This window comes from Actinomyces viscosus, assembly GCF_900637975.1.
Lineage (GTDB): Bacteria > Actinomycetota > Actinomycetes > Actinomycetales > Actinomycetaceae > Actinomyces > Actinomyces viscosus.
The window spans coordinates 1,144,279-1,157,671 of sequence record NZ_LR134477.1 but is presented as its reverse complement, the minus strand read 5'-3'; the positions used below and the strand labels follow the sequence as shown (position 1 = coordinate 1,157,671).

The window sequence follows — 13,393 nt, the reverse complement described above, 5'->3', positions numbered from 1 at the left end:
CACGAGTGAGGAGGAATGCGGTGCGTCTGTGGATGTGTTGCTGTTGCTGTCGATGAGACAGATACCGCTCCCATATTCACGTTGAGACGAGGTACTCGTGACCGCATCCGCTCCCTCTCCTGATCAGGCAGCCGCAGACCGCGCTGACGACGTCAAGAACGACGTCGACGTCCTGGTGCGAATCAGCCACGTCACCAAGTACTACGGCCGCTTCAAGGCTCTCGACGACGTCTCGCTCGATATCCACCGAGGCGAGGTCGTGGCCGTCATCGGCGCCTCGGGCTCGGGCAAGTCCACCCTGTGCCGCACGGTCAACCGCCTGGAGCCGATCCAGGAGGGTGAGATCGAGATCGACGGGATCCCGCTGCCCCAGGAGGGCAAGGCGCTCGCACAGCTGCGCGCCGAGGTGGGAATGGTCTTCCAGTCCTTCAACCTCTTCCCGCACCGGACGGTACTGGACAACATCACTCTGGCGCCGGTCAAGGTGCGTGGTATCCCTCGGGTGCACGCCGAGGCTCGTGCCCGTGAGCTGCTGGCGCGCGTCGGGCTGGCGGACCAGGCCGGTAAGCGTCCCGCCCAGCTCTCCGGTGGCCAGCAGCAGCGAGTCGCCATTGCCCGTGCACTGGCCATGGATCCCAAGGTCATGCTCTTCGATGAGCCCACCAGCGCTCTGGACCCCGAGATGATCAACGAGGTCCTCGACGTCATCAAGGACCTGGCCGCCTCCGGCATGACGATGCTCGTCGTCACCCACGAGATGGGCTTCGCCCGCTCAGTGGCCGACCGTGTCGTCTTCATGGACGGCGGCCAGATCGTCGAGTCCGGTAGGCCCGCCGAGTTCTTCTCCTCCCCGCGCACCGAGCGCGCCCGAGACTTCCTCTCCAAGGTGCTCAGCCACTGAGTCCCGAGCCGCACCTCCTCCCGGGTGCGGTGACCACCACAGGCCCCGAGCCTGGGACGGCCCGTCCCCGTCCGAACGAAAGGAACACCATGACCACCCTCTCTCGCCGCAGCCTCCTGGCAACCACCGGCGCCGTCTCCCTGGCAGGCGTGCTGGCGGCCTGCGCCGACACGGGCGCCGACGGCAAGGCCGTCGCCTCGGCATCGGCCTCGGACGCCGAGTACGACAAGGTCATCAACTCCGGTCCGGTGGCCACCGACGACGTTGTGGCCGCCTCTACCTGGGCGTCGGCCGTCAAGAAGGCGGGTAAGCTCGTCACCGGCGGGACCAAGACGTCCGAGGTGTTCTCCTGGGAGGACTCCAGGACGAAGAAGGTCTCCGGCTTCGACGCGGCCATCGCCCAGGCGCTGGCCCGCTACATCATCGGCGGCGACGATGCCCGTTCCCTGCTTGAGATCCAGCAGGTCACCTCCGACACGCGTGAGACCGTCCTGGTCAACGGCACGGTCAACGCCGTCGTCGCCACCTACACGATCACCCCGGAGCGGGCCGAGAAGATCGACTTCGCCGGCCCGTACTACGCCTCCAGCCAGGCCATCCTGGTCAAGGCCGACAACAAGGACATCACCGGCGTCGACAGCCTGACCGGGGACGTCGCCGTCCAGTCCAACTCCTCATCAGCCTCCGCCTTGAAGAAGTACGCCCCCAACGCCACGGCCAAGCCCTTCGACACCCAGGCCAAGTGCGTCGCCGCCGTCGAGAGCGGTCAGGTCAAGGCCTACGTCGTGGACCAGTCCCTGCTCAAGAGCGAGGTGCTGTCCAATGACAAGGTCAAGATCGTCGGCGACACCTTCGCCGAGGACCCCTACGGCATCGGGCTGCCCAAGGACTCAGGAGCTCAGGCCTTCGTCAACACCTTCCTGCAGACGATCGAGTCGGATGGCACCTGGAAGAGGATCTGGGACGCGACGATCGGCAAGTCGCTTGGCGGAGACGCCCCCCAGCCGCCGGCGATCGGCTCAGTCCCCGGCTCGTCAGCCGCCGGCGCTGACGCGGCCGGTAGTGGTGAGCAGACTTCCGCTCCTGAGGCTGGCTCCGAGCAGGCACCCGAACAGGGCGCTGAAGAGGCTCAGCAGGAGTCCTGACCGAGCTCGTTGGCCGTCAGGCTCGTCGCGTCGCCGACCCGGATGAGGACCTTCCGCAGGGTCGGCGACGCGACGGCCCGCATTATTGGTCCACCGCTGGTCCACTGCTGTTGATCCACCGCGTTCAACCTGCCGTCATGGTGACGACCCGCATCTTTCAAGGAGGCGACCGTGAGTGCCATCACCGACAATCTCTCTGATATCGGTTCAGGACTGCTCATCACGCTGGTGATCTCTGTGCTGTCCTACCTGGGCGGACTGGTCCTGGGCTCGCTCATGGCCATCTTCCGGGTTGGCCCCATCCCCCCGCTGCGGGCACTGGGCGCGGCGTGGGTGACGGTGGCCTGCAACATCCCCAACCTGTGCCTCATGGTGCTCATCGGTCTGGCACTTCCTAACGTCGGCATCAGGATCCCCTTGTTCTGGTCGGTGATCGTCGCACTGATCTTCTCCTCCTCCGGATTCGTGTGCGAGACGGTGCGCAGCGGAATCAACTCGGTGCCCAAGGGGCAGATCGAGGCGGCCCGAGCCCTGGGCATGCCCTTCGGTCTCATCATCCGCGGCATCGTCCTGCCCCAGGCCCTGGCGCGAACAATCCAGCCCCTGGTCAACATCTTCATCGCCTGCCTCATCGGCTCGTCACTTGCGGCGGCGATCGGCGTCGTCGAGCTGACGGCCGTCACCCAGCAGATCAACCGGGACCAGGCTGCAGGTGTCATCACCTTCCTCACCTCCGGTCTCACATACCTGGCCATCGCCTTCGCCGCCACGAAGGTCGGCGGGCTCCTTGAGAGACGCCTCGAGTTCATGGGGAAGGAGCGAGCATGAGCTCAGACATCATGCCCATGGCGGACTCCCGCCCCACCAAGCAGCGGGGCAAGGACTCCGGGGCGACGGACGCAGCCCTGCTCTTCGATGAGCCCGGGCCACGGGGGCGCATGATGATCGCCGTCGGATCGGTCATCGCGGTCATCGGAATCGTGGCGCTCACGGGTGCGGTCCTCTACCGTCTGGATCTCGCCGGCCAGCTCGACTACCCCGAGTGGCGCTACTTCCTGGGGCGCTCGGTCGTCAGTCAGCTTCTGGAGGCCGCCGGGAACACCCTGTCCCTGGGGCTGGTTGCCGCTGTCATCACCTTCCCCCTGGGGATCGTTCTGGGGTGGCTCCGTATGCTGGACAACCGGCCCGTGAGGTGGCTTGTCGGCTTGTGGATCGACGCCATGAGAGCGGTGCCGATGCTGCTGCTCGTCTACTTCTTCCTGCTCGTGGTTCCTCGTTTCGTTGAGGTCTCGGACTTCTGGAACCTGGTTCTGCCCGTTGTCATGTGCACCTCGGCGACGACGGCGGAGGTCTTCCGCTCCGGTGTCCGGGCGCTGGACCGGGGCCAGACGGAGGCTGCACTGGCGCTGGGGATGAGCAGGTCCCTCACGATGCGTCTCATTCTGGCGCCGCAGGCTCTGCGTCTCATGCTCCCGACCCTCATCACCCAGATGGTGACCATCATCAAGGGAACCACGTTGGCCTACGTGCTCGCCTACCCCGAGCTCATGTACCGGGGCTCCACAATGATCGGCCAGGCGAAGATTGACGCTCGACTGTCCGTCTTCTTCCAGACCTACGTCATCATCGCGGTCGTCTACGTCATCGTGAACTGGGCCCTGGGCGCGCTGGCGCGGCACATCGAGTCGCGTACGCGCTGACGCTGACGGGCGAGGAGACGTTTCCGGTCAGCTGAAGCTTGAGGTGTCGGTGGCGCACACGCGCAGTCGGTGCCCATCGGGGTCGGTGGCCACGAAGGTGTAGCCAAATTCGAGGACGGTCGGCTTCAGAACCATTGGAATGCCCAGTGTCTTCCACTGCGCGTAAAGGCGGTCGACATCGACGCGCTCGACATTGCTCAGACTCAGCTCGCCACCGCCGACGTACGGCTCGGCAGCGGGCTCGATCTCATCGGCCGCCTGTAGACCGAGAGTCACACCCCCAGACAGTTCGAAGACGCTGAACCCTGGATAGGTCTCAACGGGATCTGAACCCAGAACTCTTCGGTAGAAGGCAGTGCTTGTTTCGACAGCGGACACGTAGAGGATGACGCTGTTGGGAACGAAGTCGGTCATAGTGATGCTCCTGGGGCTCTCACGGGTACGTAGTGCGTTCGGACGGCGTCGAGATTAGAGACGATTGGTGACACCTTGTGTCATGTACCTGCGAAGATGAGCCCGTGCGTGCTGACCGACTGCTGTCCATGATCTGGCTGCTTCGTACCCACGGTTGTCTGCCTGCCTCCGATCTGGCGCGACGACTGGAAGTCTCACGACGCACCGTGCTACGGGACGTTGAAGCGCTGTCGGCGGCGGGTGTGCCGGTGTGGTGCGAGCGCGGGCCTCACGGGGGAGTGAGAATCGACCCCAGCTTTCGGGTTGACGTGACAGGGCTGAACCACGAGGAGAGCCGAGCGCTGTTCGCGGGTCTCACCGACTGGGGCGCTTTGACGCTGGGACTCGGTGACGCCTTCGCGTCAGCTGCTCGCAAGCTGCTTGCCGCCGTTCCCGACAGCCATCGGAGCCAGTCCGTTGACGTGGCATCTCGAGTCGTGGTTGATCCCCAGGGATGGTTGCCTCTGCCTGAGAGCGAACGGGCCGACGCCGTCTTCCACAGCGTTCAAGAAGCGGTCTTCACTCGACGCCGGTTGCGCATGGTCTTCCGGCACAAGTCGAGAACGACGACGCAGGACGTCGTCGACCCGCATGGAATGGTTGCCGCTGGTCGCAGCTGGTACCTGTGCGCCTCTCACGACGGCGATGTCCGCTTCACCAGGCTCTCTCGGATCGAGGAGGCCGAGATTCTCACCGAAGAGTGCTCCGACGACTCAGGTTTCGACATCACTGCGGCGTGGCAGAAGCAACGTGAGGAGTTTCTTGGAAGGTTCAAGGCCATCACAGCAGCTGTCTGGGTGCGCGATGAACGTTGGAGCGACGTACAGGAATGGACGCTGCGTACAACGACGGCCAGCGCGGATAGCCAGCCTCCTGGCGAAGAAGGATGGAGTCTTCTCCAGCTGGAGTTCATGGACCATCTGCACGCCATGACGATTCTGCTCCGGCTCGGTCCGGATGCCCGCGTCATCACCCCCGAGTACCTGCGTCAGGACGTCATCGACTACCTGAAGCGCACGTTTGAGCGTTACCAGCAGGGACTGATGTCCTAACGTTGGGGCGGGAGGGGCCGGTACCCCTCGTGAGACGAAGGAGGCGCTCCATGACCAACGCCACGCAACAGGATGGTGCCGTCTCGCGACGTCGCGCCCACACTGACGCCCGGCTGTCTGAAGCTGTTCTTCAACAGCTGGCAACCCATGGGTACCAGGCCCTGACGATCGAAGGAGTATCCAGGCAGTCGGGAGTCGCTAAGACAACGATCTACCGGCGCTGGCAGTCGAAAGCAGAGATGGTATTCGACCTGGTCATTCACCGCCGCGATGCCAGGGGCCTGACTGACTCCGGATCTCTGGCCGCAGACATTGAGACCCTCGCCGGCCAGGTGGTTGACCTCATCGCCACCGAGCCCGGGAGGAGCACGCTTCCGGGGCTGCTCGCCGACATGGCCGGCGATCCTGATCTCACCTCGAGGCTGCAACAAAGTGTTGTAGCCGCTGTGCGCGCTGACATCGAGGCCATGGTCGATCGCGCCTCCTCCCGGGGGGAGGTGCGTACGGGCGTCGATATTGACAGCCTGTACGCGGCGCTGCTTGGTGTTCCGTACGTGCATGTGCATCTTCTCGGCCAGATGCAGCTCGACCTGCTCCGAAAGGAGCTCACCGAGGTTCTGCTGACGCTCCTGGCAGTCGATCGCAGAGGCTGAGTCTCAGACCCGGAATCTCTTGTGGCGCCCCTCCGTCTGTTGCGCTACGCTACGTAGCGTAGCGCAACAGAGGAAGGAAAGAATGGTCGCACAGAACGCGATGTGGGCGGTGCAGTTCCGTTCCTATGGTGCTCCGGAGGTGCTTGAGGTCGGGGTCGCTGAGGTGCCGAGTCCCGGCCCCAAGGAGGTCGTTGTCGAGGTCTCAGCCTTCAGCGTCAACGCCGTCGACCTCCAGACGAGACGGGGAAGAATGCGCCTGTTCGACGGAATGGGGTTTCCGAAGGGATCGGGCGTGGACTTCGCCGGGGTCGTTCGTGCGGTCGGAAGCCGGGTCGGGGACGTGGAGGTTGGGAGGCGCGTCTGGGGCTACCTGGGGATGAAACCTCCTGGCCGCGCGGCTGCGGGAGCGCAGTATGTGCGAGTCCGTGCCGACCGGGTCGCACCTGCACCTGACGCGGTCCCACTTATGGAAGCCGCAGCCCTGCCTCTTGTAGGGCTGACGGCCGTGCAGGCACTCCGTCCTCTGAAGCTTCGCCGAGGTGATCGGGTGCTTGTGGTGGGAGGAAACGGCGGTGTCGGCTCCACGGTGATTCAGGTGGCCCGCATCATGGGAGGGGAGGTGGATGCTGTCGTCGGCGTCCGTAGTGACGCGGCCATCAGTGCTGGAGCGCGACAGGTCTTCGACTACCACGACCTCAAGCCCTCTGACATTCCCGGGCGCTACGACGCCGTCGTCGACGCTGCGGGCGCTGACGCGTCCGCCTACCGCAGGCTGCTCAAGCCCGGAGGTCGCATGATGGCCATTGCGCCCGGAGCCTTCTGGGACATTCTCCGGTCCATGGTGTCGCCGGGCCCGGTCATCCGCATGGTGTCGGGAAAGCCGAGCGTCAAGGACCTGGTCTGGCTAGCAGCACAGGTGAATGCTGGAGATCTCAAGCCACTGATCTCCGCAACGTACACGCTTGATCGAATCGTGGAGGCCCACCGCGACGCGGAGAGCGCGTCGGCTGCAGGAAAGCGCGTCGTGCTGGCGCGGTGATACCGACAAGGTGGCCCAGGCCGCTACTCCCTCTTCTCGTCCGCTGCCTCAACGGCCCGGGAGAGGGCGGGTAGGAGGCTGTCCAGGGCTGACTGGTCCGTGGGGGAGAGGTGTCCTTGAAGGTCGGCGTCGAGCTTCTCGACAATGCCGGCGGCAAGTCGCAGCATCCTACGGCCCTCGTTGGTGATCTCAATGGCATGCACGCGACGATCCTTCGTGCTGCGCGTCCTGTGCACGGCGCCGATGTCGACGAGCTGATCGACCAACGACACCACCAGACTCGGAGCGATGTCGAGTCGTGTGGCGATCTCACGCTGGGAGCTCGCCAGCCCGGCGTCGACGACGGCGAGCAGTCCTACCTGCTTGTGGGTCAGGCCGGTGTGTCCAATGCGCTGTGAGAACGACCGGGTGATCTGGCTACCCATGACGCCGAGCCGGAAGCATGTGGATGACAGGATCGCGTCACCGTCTTCTCTGTCCATGGCGCTAACGGTACACTGTGGAATGATTCAGGCTCGAACGATATGTAGGAGTGATCCTCGTGCCAGGGTGATTGGTGCTGATGAACTCTTTGCTGGGCGTCGTCTCCGCAGGAGCAGGTGTCGTAGCGGTGATCCGTCCGGCGATGCTTGCTCCTCCCTGCCATGGCGAGCGAGAAGGGCGGTTCTATCCGGCGATGTACGCGGCCCGGAGCGTCCCGCTCGGGGTGCTGGTCGCCGTTGTTGTCTGGATGACTCCGCTCCAGCCGCTGACCTCACTCGTCCTCATCGCGGCGGCAACCGCCCAGCTCGGAGATGCGCTGATCGGCGCCGTGCACCGTATACCGGGAATGGCGGTCTTTCCCCTGATCGCTGCTGTCTGCCACCTGGTCGGCGCGGCATATCTGATGTGAGAACAGGAGCAGGGGCCTTGCCTGAGGTGTCAAGAAGGGGCAATGGGGAGTATGCCGCAGTATTTTGCAGCATTCTGCATCCCAATGTCGTAGGTGACGATGGCGTTCGCTTGGATGTCTAGCGCCACCGTCATATGGATGGCGTCTGCGGTCCTTAATCCCATCGATGAGCTTGCTGCATCAATGAGGTGTGACCGTGAGATGTCGATGAGCTCAATCCCTGAAAGCAGGGAGGCGACTGCCTCATGGTCGAGCTCGTTGCGGCGTCGGGCGGCACAGTGAAGCTCGGTATGAAGAAGGAAGGATGCGCACAGGCAGTGGCCGTCGGTCGTGGACGCCGTGAGCCAGGTGGCCAGAGCGTCAGACTCATTTTCCTCGATGAGGAGCTTCAAAGCAGCAGAGGTGTCGAGGTAGTAGATGCTCATCGTTCCCCACGAAGATCATCCAGTACTTCCTGAGATGCCAGTTCGGGCGTGCGTTTCAGTGCTCTGAAGTCGACTTGAGTCGCGCCGCGGGTCGCTCCTCGTCGCCTGAGGAGGGAAAGACGGTCTTGAGAAATAGGTGAGAGTATGGCAACGGGTTCGCCGTTATTGGTGATCTCGAAAGTTTCGCCGGCCTGGACGCGACGGAGGATGGCGGCACTGTGGTTGCGCAGTTCTCGGTGCATGATCGTCTGCATGTCTATCACCTCGTAGCAACTGTAGCACTCTCGATTCGTTGTCAGGACGGCAGATCACGGCGGGTGTAGGCGACCAGGCCGATCGCGATACCGGCGAGGCCGACCGCGAACTGCACGGCCAGGGGCTTCCAGTCAGGGGACCCGACGACGTCGAGATGGTGCCCGAGCGCGCTGAGGTCCTTGGCCCAGTCCTTGAGCTCCACCAGTCCTCCGAAGAACTGGGCAAAGGCGCTCCAGGCGACCACCGCCCAGGACAGTCCGACCAGCCGCGGCGCCAGGCCGACCAGTGCCGCCGCGATGCCGACCGCTGCCACCATGCCGGGCAGCTGGCTCACCGTGAACACGAAGGCCCGCGCCACGGCGTGGTCATCCGTAAGCTGAGTCGCCGTCGTCACCGCTAGCACCGACGCCGAGACGAGCAGCAGCACGACTGACTCGAGCACGGAGCCGAGAACCTGAGAGAGGAACACGCCCTGGCGACTGACTCCAACGGCAAGCTCGACCTCCACCAGGCCAAAGCGTTCCAGGACCGCCAACCGGTTCATCTGCCGCACCGCCGCCACGGCCACGAGCAGCACAGTCACCACCGTCATCAGCGACATGAACTGCTCCACCGGGGAGCCCGAGGCCATCTTGCCGACCCAGGAGGCCGTCGGCGAGTCCGGAGCCAGCAGGTCCTTGACGCTGCCCGACACGGATCCGTACAACGACGCGAGGCCAGCCGCCGCCACGGCCCAACCGAGAACACCACGCCAGGACAGACGCCCGAGCAGATCCATGTGACCACGCACCCGCCACCGGCGTCCCGACGAGCTGCGGTCGGGCAGGTAACCGTCCAGGTACTCGCGGCGCGCGGCCAGCACCGCAGCGATAAGCACCAGGCTGATGTCAACGGCGCAGCACACCACGAGCACCGTGAACTGGTCATCGGAGTACGGGCGTACCAGGCCACGCCAGCCCAGGGGGGAGAACCACCGCAGCCAGTCGGATCCGTTGCCGTCTGAGACCTGGTCGGCGGTCACACGTATCGCGAACGCGGCCGCGAGCACGATCATGGACAGGCCCCGGGCTGACCCGAGCTGCCGTCCCAGCTGAGAGGCGACCGCCGCAACAGCCGAGAACGCCCAGCCCACCACGCACATCGTCCCGGCCATCGCCCAGGCGCCGGAGACCGTCAGCTCCTCGATGCTCGCGGCCTGCCGGGTCAGAATGCCTCCGACGCCTGCCGACAGGACGCCAACGACACCCCACACCACCATCGTCGGCACGAGGAACGGCACCCTCCTGCCAACACCCGTCGCGCGCAGGACCTCGACCAGCCCCTCGTCCTCGTCGCCTCTCAGCGCCCGGCACGTCAGCAGGATCGCCATGAGGGCGGTACACACCAGCAGGAACGTCCCGGTCTCCCACTGCAGGAGCTGACCGAGTCGGCCAGGGGTGGGGACGTAGCCGTAGAGCAGACGCGTTCCCGGAGACGTGCGCATCTGCTCGATGAGCACGGTCCGGGTCTCCAACGATGGGTAGACACTCTCGTAGCTTGGAGCAGTGACGCTGACCAGCAGCCACAGCGGCAGGATCCAAGCCACGATCTGAACCCGGAACCGCCTGAGCAGGATCCGAACGTACGTGCCCCAACCCGCCAGGGCGGCAGATCCTCCTGCGCCGCTTCTGCAGGCTCTGAGATCGTGCGCACCGCCGGCCGATGCCGACGTCGATACCGTTGTGCTCACGCTCATCGGGCCTCCTCGTAGTGACGCAGGAAGAGGTCCTCCAGACTGGCCGGCTCGCAGGTGACGTCCTGGACCCGGTGCTCACCGGCCAGGCCCATCACCGTCGGCACCTGCTCCGCCGCCACCTCGAGGCTCAGACGCCCGTTGTCCTCGACGGCGTCGAGATCCATGGGCCTCAGCGCCCGCGAGATCGCGCCGAGCACGTCGGCAGGGGCGCCCAGCTCGATACGGGTGCGTGACAGCCGGCGCAGGGTCCCCAGGTCTCCGTGCTCGACGACGCGACCGTCCTTGATGATCGTCACCGCACTGCACAGGCGCTGGACCTCGGCCAGGATATGGCTGGAGAGCAGGACCGTGCGGCCCTGTGCGGCCGCCCGGGTGATCTCCTCGGTGAAGACCCGCTCCATGAGCGGATCCAGGCTGCTGGTGGGCTCATCGAGCACGAGCAGGCTCGTCGGCGCAGCCAGCGCAGCCACAAGCGCCACCTTCTGCCGGTTCCCCTTGGAGTAGGTCCGCACTCGCTTGCTGGGATCCAGGTCGAAGCGCTCAATGAGCTCGGCCTCCCGCTCGGTGTCGCGCGACCCCCGCAGCCCCGCCAGCGCGTCGAGCACCTGTCCGCCGGTCAGCCCCGGCCACAGCGCCACGTCACCGGGAACATAGGACACCTGCCGGTTGACGGCCGAGGCCTCGCGCCACGGATCGCGGCCCAGCACGCTGACGCTTCCGCCGTCGGGCCGGTAGAGGCCCAGCAGAGTGCGGATCGTCGTGGACTTACCCGCCCCGTTGGGGCCCAGGAAGCCATGAACGCTGCCCGCCTCCACCTCCAGGTCCAGGTGGTCGAGCGCCCTGAAGCGCCCGAAGCGCTTGACCAGACCCTGCACGCGCACCGGCGGTTGAGCCATGTCTCCGGTGAAGGGCTGCGCAGCAGTCGTCCCGGACGCTGCTGCTGGTGGCTTTGCTGTCGTCGTCTTGGTCGTGGCCTGGGGCGTCACAGCGCTGGCTCCTCTCCCGCCGAACGGCGGATGGTCGTAGCGAAGTCCGGATCGGCGAGCATGCGCTCCATGAGCTCGGCCACGAAGGCCTGCTGAGCCGGGTGGGGGTAGCTGGAGGTGGCCAGTACGTGAGTGAGCCGCCACATGGCGCGCCCCAGGGAACCCGAGGGAAGGTCGTCCAGGACGGCCAGCGCGTGCTCCTTGTGGCGGCACGCCAGCAGCCAGCTGTTCTCCGCGAGGCGGTGGGCCTCGGTCAGGCCCTCTGTCTCGGGCAGCGTGGCCAGACGGGCGAAGTCGGCGATCTGCTGGGCGGACAGCTCCCTATCGGCCTCGTCCAGCCCCTCGATGAAGGGGATCGCGGAGTCGGGCACCATGCCCAGCGAGGCGAGCACCGCCATCATCTGGCGCTCGGCCCGCAGGCCGAGCACGCTCCCGCCCAGTCGGGTGACCCTGGCCTCCAGGTCGTCGTAGAAACGTGTCAGGGCGCTGGGAGCGGGGGACAGCCCCTCGCCGCGCTCCACCCGGGCGATGAGCTCATCGATACGGGAGGCCTGGTCGGCCAGGCTGCGCCGCTGCGCCTCGATCGTGCCCCGTGTGGCCCGCAGGTCACGCAGGACCGCGTCCCGGCGGGAGTCCTGATCAGTGCCGATCGCGTCCGAGGCGAGCATCTCGGCCACCTGGGTCAGCGACAGGCCTCCGTCGGCCAGCCACCGGATCCGCAGCAGACGGGCCACGTGCTCGACGCCGTACTCGCGCCGACCGCGCACCGTGGGCGGAATCTCCAGCAGCCCCAGGTGGTGGTAGTGGCGCACTGCCCTCGGCGTGGTGCCGGCGAGGCGGGCAAGCTCCTTGACGTGCATGAATCCATCTCAGCAGGTGACGTAACGTCACCGTCAAGTCGCTCGCGACAGCGCTCCTGGCGGCAACCGGACAAGGTCCGGGACAGGCCGGCGGGCCGGCCGGCGGCCTGTCCCGCCACCCCGGTGGCGAGACGATTTACGCGCTTGCGACGGCGCAGACTACCCTTAAGGGCGGAAAACCCCGGACACACCTGGTGGAAGGCACCGCATATGACTGACGCCCCTGGCGCGCTCTCGCCCCTGGACGAGGCGGGCATCAACGCCGCCGTCGAGGAGGCCCTGACCGCCTTCGCCGCGGCCGGCAGCCTCGCCGAGCTCAAGGAGGCCCGCCTGGCCCACACCGGCGACGCCTCGCCCCTGACCCTGGCCAACCGCCTCATCGGTACGCTTGACAAGGCGGACAAGCCCACGGCCGGCAGGCTCCTGGGAGGCGCTCGCGGGCGCATCGCCAAGGCACTGACCGCCAGGCAGGAGACCCTCGAGGCCGCCGCCGAGGAGGAGATGCTGCGCACCGAGGCCGTCGACGTCACCGTCCCCACCTCGAGGACTGTGGTGGGGGCCCGCCACCCGCTCGACGTCCTGGTCGACGAGGTCTGTGACTTCTTCACCTCCATGGGCTGGTCCATCGCCGAGGGCCCGGAGGTGGAGCACGAGTGGTTCGACTTCGACGCCCTCAACTTCGACGCCGACCACCCCGCCCGCCAGATGCAGGACACCTTCTACATCGACGGAGCCAGCGTCGGGGCCGTTCAGGGACAGGCGGCCAACCTCGTGCTGCGCACCCACACCTCCCCGGTCCAGGCCCGGGTCATGCTCGATCAGCAGCCCCCGATCTACGTGGCCTGCCCCGGCAAGGTCTTCCGCTCCGACGAGCTTGACGCCACGCACACGCCCGTCTTCCACCAGGTCGAGGGCCTGGCCGTGGACGAGGGCCTGACGATGGCGCACCTCAAGGGCGTCCTCGACCACTTCGCCAAGGCCATGTTCGGCCCCGAGGCGCGCACCCGCCTGCGCCCCTCCTTCTTCCCCTTCACCGAGCCCAGCGCCGAGATGGACCTGTGGTTCCCCTTCAAGAAGGGCGGCGCCGGCTGGATCGAGTGGGGCGGTTGCGGCATGGTCAACCCCAACGTGCTCACCGCCTGCGGCATCGACCCCGAGGTCTACACGGGCTTCGCCTTCGGCATGGGTCTGGAGCGCACCCTCATGCTGCGCCACGGAATCGCCGACATGCACGACATCGTCGAGGGCGATATCCGCTTCTCCCAGCAGTTCGGCACCACCGGAAAGGGAAACTGAC

General features: G+C 66.0%; 16 protein-coding genes. 9 read left to right on the top strand and 7 right to left on the bottom strand.

Features of this window, described 5'->3' with window-relative positions:
* Positions 1-97: 97 nt before the first annotated feature.
* The 4 genes from EL340_RS05130 to EL340_RS05115 all read left to right on the top strand — a co-directional run bounded on the left by EL340_RS05130 (position 98) and on the right by EL340_RS05115 (position 3,746).
* Positions 98-901 carry an amino acid ABC transporter ATP-binding protein gene (locus EL340_RS05130; RefSeq protein WP_126413718.1) on the top strand — a complete coding sequence of 268 codons (804 nt, stop codon included), beginning with the start codon at positions 98-100 and terminating at the stop codon, positions 899-901.
* A gap of 89 nt (positions 902-990) precedes the next feature.
* Positions 991-2,046 carry a glutamate ABC transporter substrate-binding protein gene (locus tag EL340_RS05125; RefSeq protein WP_126413717.1) on the top strand — a complete coding sequence of 352 codons (1,056 nt, stop codon included), beginning with the start codon at positions 991-993 and terminating at the stop codon, positions 2,044-2,046.
* Positions 2,047-2,217: 171 nt separating this feature from the next.
* Positions 2,218-2,874 carry an amino acid ABC transporter permease gene (locus EL340_RS05120; RefSeq protein ID WP_126413716.1) on the top strand — a complete coding sequence of 219 codons (657 nt, stop codon included), beginning with the start codon at positions 2,218-2,220 and terminating at the stop codon, positions 2,872-2,874.
* On the top strand, positions 2,871-3,746 hold the full coding sequence (locus tag EL340_RS05115; protein ID WP_126413715.1) for an amino acid ABC transporter permease: 876 nt from the start codon (positions 2,871-2,873) through the stop codon (positions 3,744-3,746). Before EL340_RS05120 ends, EL340_RS05115 begins: the two co-directional genes overlap by 4 nt.
* A 27-nt stretch (positions 3,747-3,773) precedes the next feature.
* On the opposite strand, the gene EL340_RS05110 is transcribed toward EL340_RS05115, so the two are convergent.
* Positions 3,774-4,160 carry a VOC family protein gene (locus EL340_RS05110; RefSeq protein WP_126413714.1) on the bottom strand — a complete coding sequence of 129 codons (387 nt, stop codon included), beginning with the start codon at positions 4,158-4,160 and terminating at the stop codon, positions 3,774-3,776.
* Between the two features lie 128 nt (positions 4,161-4,288).
* Between EL340_RS05110 and EL340_RS05105 the strand changes: the two genes are divergently transcribed.
* The 3 genes from EL340_RS05105 (at position 4,289) to EL340_RS05095 (ending at position 6,943) form a co-directional block, all read left to right on the top strand.
* The gene (locus tag EL340_RS05105; protein WP_232023228.1) at positions 4,289-5,251 is read left to right on the top strand and encodes a helix-turn-helix transcriptional regulator; all 963 of its coding nucleotides are present in this window, start codon (positions 4,289-4,291) and stop codon (positions 5,249-5,251) included.
* 50 nt (positions 5,252-5,301) lie between these two features.
* Positions 5,302-5,904, top strand: coding sequence for a TetR/AcrR family transcriptional regulator (locus EL340_RS05100; RefSeq protein ID WP_126413712.1), 603 nt, complete (start codon positions 5,302-5,304; stop codon positions 5,902-5,904).
* An 82-nt stretch (positions 5,905-5,986) separates the two neighbouring features.
* Positions 5,987-6,943, top strand: coding sequence for an NAD(P)-dependent alcohol dehydrogenase (locus EL340_RS05095; RefSeq protein WP_126413711.1), 957 nt, complete (start codon positions 5,987-5,989; stop codon positions 6,941-6,943).
* A 23-nt stretch (positions 6,944-6,966) separates the two neighbouring features.
* Here the strand turns inward: EL340_RS05095 and EL340_RS05090 are convergent, their stop codons facing one another.
* Positions 6,967-7,425: a MarR family winged helix-turn-helix transcriptional regulator gene (locus EL340_RS05090; RefSeq protein WP_126413710.1), complete on the bottom strand. Its 459-nt coding sequence runs from the start codon at positions 7,423-7,425 to the stop codon at positions 6,967-6,969.
* An 80-nt stretch (positions 7,426-7,505) separates the two neighbouring features.
* On the opposite strand from EL340_RS05090, the gene EL340_RS05085 reads away from it, so the two are divergent.
* Entirely contained in the window at positions 7,506-7,835 is a 330-nt protein-coding gene (locus EL340_RS05085) for a hypothetical protein (RefSeq protein WP_408608580.1), read from the top strand.
* Between the two features lie 29 nt (positions 7,836-7,864).
* Here the strand turns inward: EL340_RS05085 and EL340_RS05080 are convergent, their stop codons facing one another.
* The 5 genes from EL340_RS05080 to EL340_RS05060 form a co-directional block, all read right to left on the bottom strand.
* Positions 7,865-8,260 (bottom strand): type II toxin-antitoxin system VapC family toxin, encoded by a 396-nt coding sequence (locus EL340_RS05080; RefSeq protein WP_126413709.1) that lies wholly within the window; start codon positions 8,258-8,260, stop codon positions 7,865-7,867.
* Positions 8,257-8,514: a type II toxin-antitoxin system Phd/YefM family antitoxin gene (locus EL340_RS05075; RefSeq protein WP_197722349.1), complete on the bottom strand. Its 258-nt coding sequence runs from the start codon at positions 8,512-8,514 to the stop codon at positions 8,257-8,259. The genes EL340_RS05080 and EL340_RS05075 overlap by 4 nt, the downstream gene beginning before the upstream one ends.
* A gap of 41 nt (positions 8,515-8,555) precedes the next feature.
* Positions 8,556-10,250: an ABC transporter permease gene (locus tag EL340_RS05070; RefSeq protein ID WP_232023226.1), complete on the bottom strand. Its 1,695-nt coding sequence runs from the start codon at positions 10,248-10,250 to the stop codon at positions 8,556-8,558.
* Positions 10,247-11,146, bottom strand: coding sequence for an ABC transporter ATP-binding protein (locus tag EL340_RS05065; RefSeq protein WP_126415321.1), 900 nt, complete (start codon positions 11,144-11,146; stop codon positions 10,247-10,249). The genes EL340_RS05070 and EL340_RS05065 overlap by 4 nt, the downstream gene beginning before the upstream one ends.
* Before the next feature lie 86 nt (positions 11,147-11,232).
* Complete coding sequence (locus tag EL340_RS05060) at positions 11,233-12,096, bottom strand: MerR family transcriptional regulator (protein WP_126413707.1); 864 nt, start codon at positions 12,094-12,096, stop codon at positions 11,233-11,235.
* A 210-nt stretch (positions 12,097-12,306) separates the two neighbouring features.
* On the opposite strand from EL340_RS05060, the gene pheS reads away from it, so the two are divergent.
* Positions 12,307-13,392: a phenylalanine--tRNA ligase subunit alpha gene (pheS, locus tag EL340_RS05055; RefSeq protein WP_126413706.1), complete on the top strand. Its 1,086-nt coding sequence runs from the start codon at positions 12,307-12,309 to the stop codon at positions 13,390-13,392.
* Position 13,393: the final 1 nt, after the last annotated feature.

Excerpts from the sequence above, each read along its gene's own strand:
- pheS (WP_126413706.1), top strand. The coding sequence starts at position 12,307 with ATGACTGACGCCCCTGGCGCGCTCTCGCCCCTGGACGAGGCGGGCATC.
- EL340_RS05080 (WP_126413709.1), bottom strand. The coding sequence starts at position 8,260 with ATGAGCATCTACTACCTCGACACCTCTGCTGCTTTGAAGCTCCTCATC.
- EL340_RS05070 (WP_232023226.1), bottom strand. The coding sequence starts at position 10,250 with ATGAGCGTGAGCACAACGGTATCGACGTCGGCATCGGCCGGCGGTGCG.
- EL340_RS05110 (WP_126413714.1), bottom strand. The coding sequence starts at position 4,160 with ATGACCGACTTCGTTCCCAACAGCGTCATCCTCTACGTGTCCGCTGTC.
- EL340_RS05065 (WP_126415321.1), bottom strand. The coding sequence starts at position 11,146 with ATGGCTCAACCGCCGGTGCGCGTGCAGGGTCTGGTCAAGCGCTTCGGG.
- EL340_RS05060 (WP_126413707.1), bottom strand. The coding sequence starts at position 12,096 with ATGCACGTCAAGGAGCTTGCCCGCCTCGCCGGCACCACGCCGAGGGCA.
- EL340_RS05115 (WP_126413715.1), top strand. The coding sequence starts at position 2,871 with ATGAGCTCAGACATCATGCCCATGGCGGACTCCCGCCCCACCAAGCAG.
- EL340_RS05105 (WP_232023228.1), top strand. The coding sequence starts at position 4,289 with ATGATCTGGCTGCTTCGTACCCACGGTTGTCTGCCTGCCTCCGATCTG.
- EL340_RS05075 (WP_197722349.1), bottom strand. The coding sequence starts at position 8,514 with ATGCAGACGATCATGCACCGAGAACTGCGCAACCACAGTGCCGCCATC.
- EL340_RS05085 (WP_408608580.1), top strand. The coding sequence starts at position 7,506 with ATGAACTCTTTGCTGGGCGTCGTCTCCGCAGGAGCAGGTGTCGTAGCG.
- EL340_RS05125 (WP_126413717.1), top strand. The coding sequence starts at position 991 with ATGACCACCCTCTCTCGCCGCAGCCTCCTGGCAACCACCGGCGCCGTC.
- EL340_RS05095 (WP_126413711.1), top strand. The coding sequence starts at position 5,987 with ATGGTCGCACAGAACGCGATGTGGGCGGTGCAGTTCCGTTCCTATGGT.
- EL340_RS05090 (WP_126413710.1), bottom strand. The coding sequence starts at position 7,425 with ATGGACAGAGAAGACGGTGACGCGATCCTGTCATCCACATGCTTCCGG.
- EL340_RS05100 (WP_126413712.1), top strand. The coding sequence starts at position 5,302 with ATGACCAACGCCACGCAACAGGATGGTGCCGTCTCGCGACGTCGCGCC.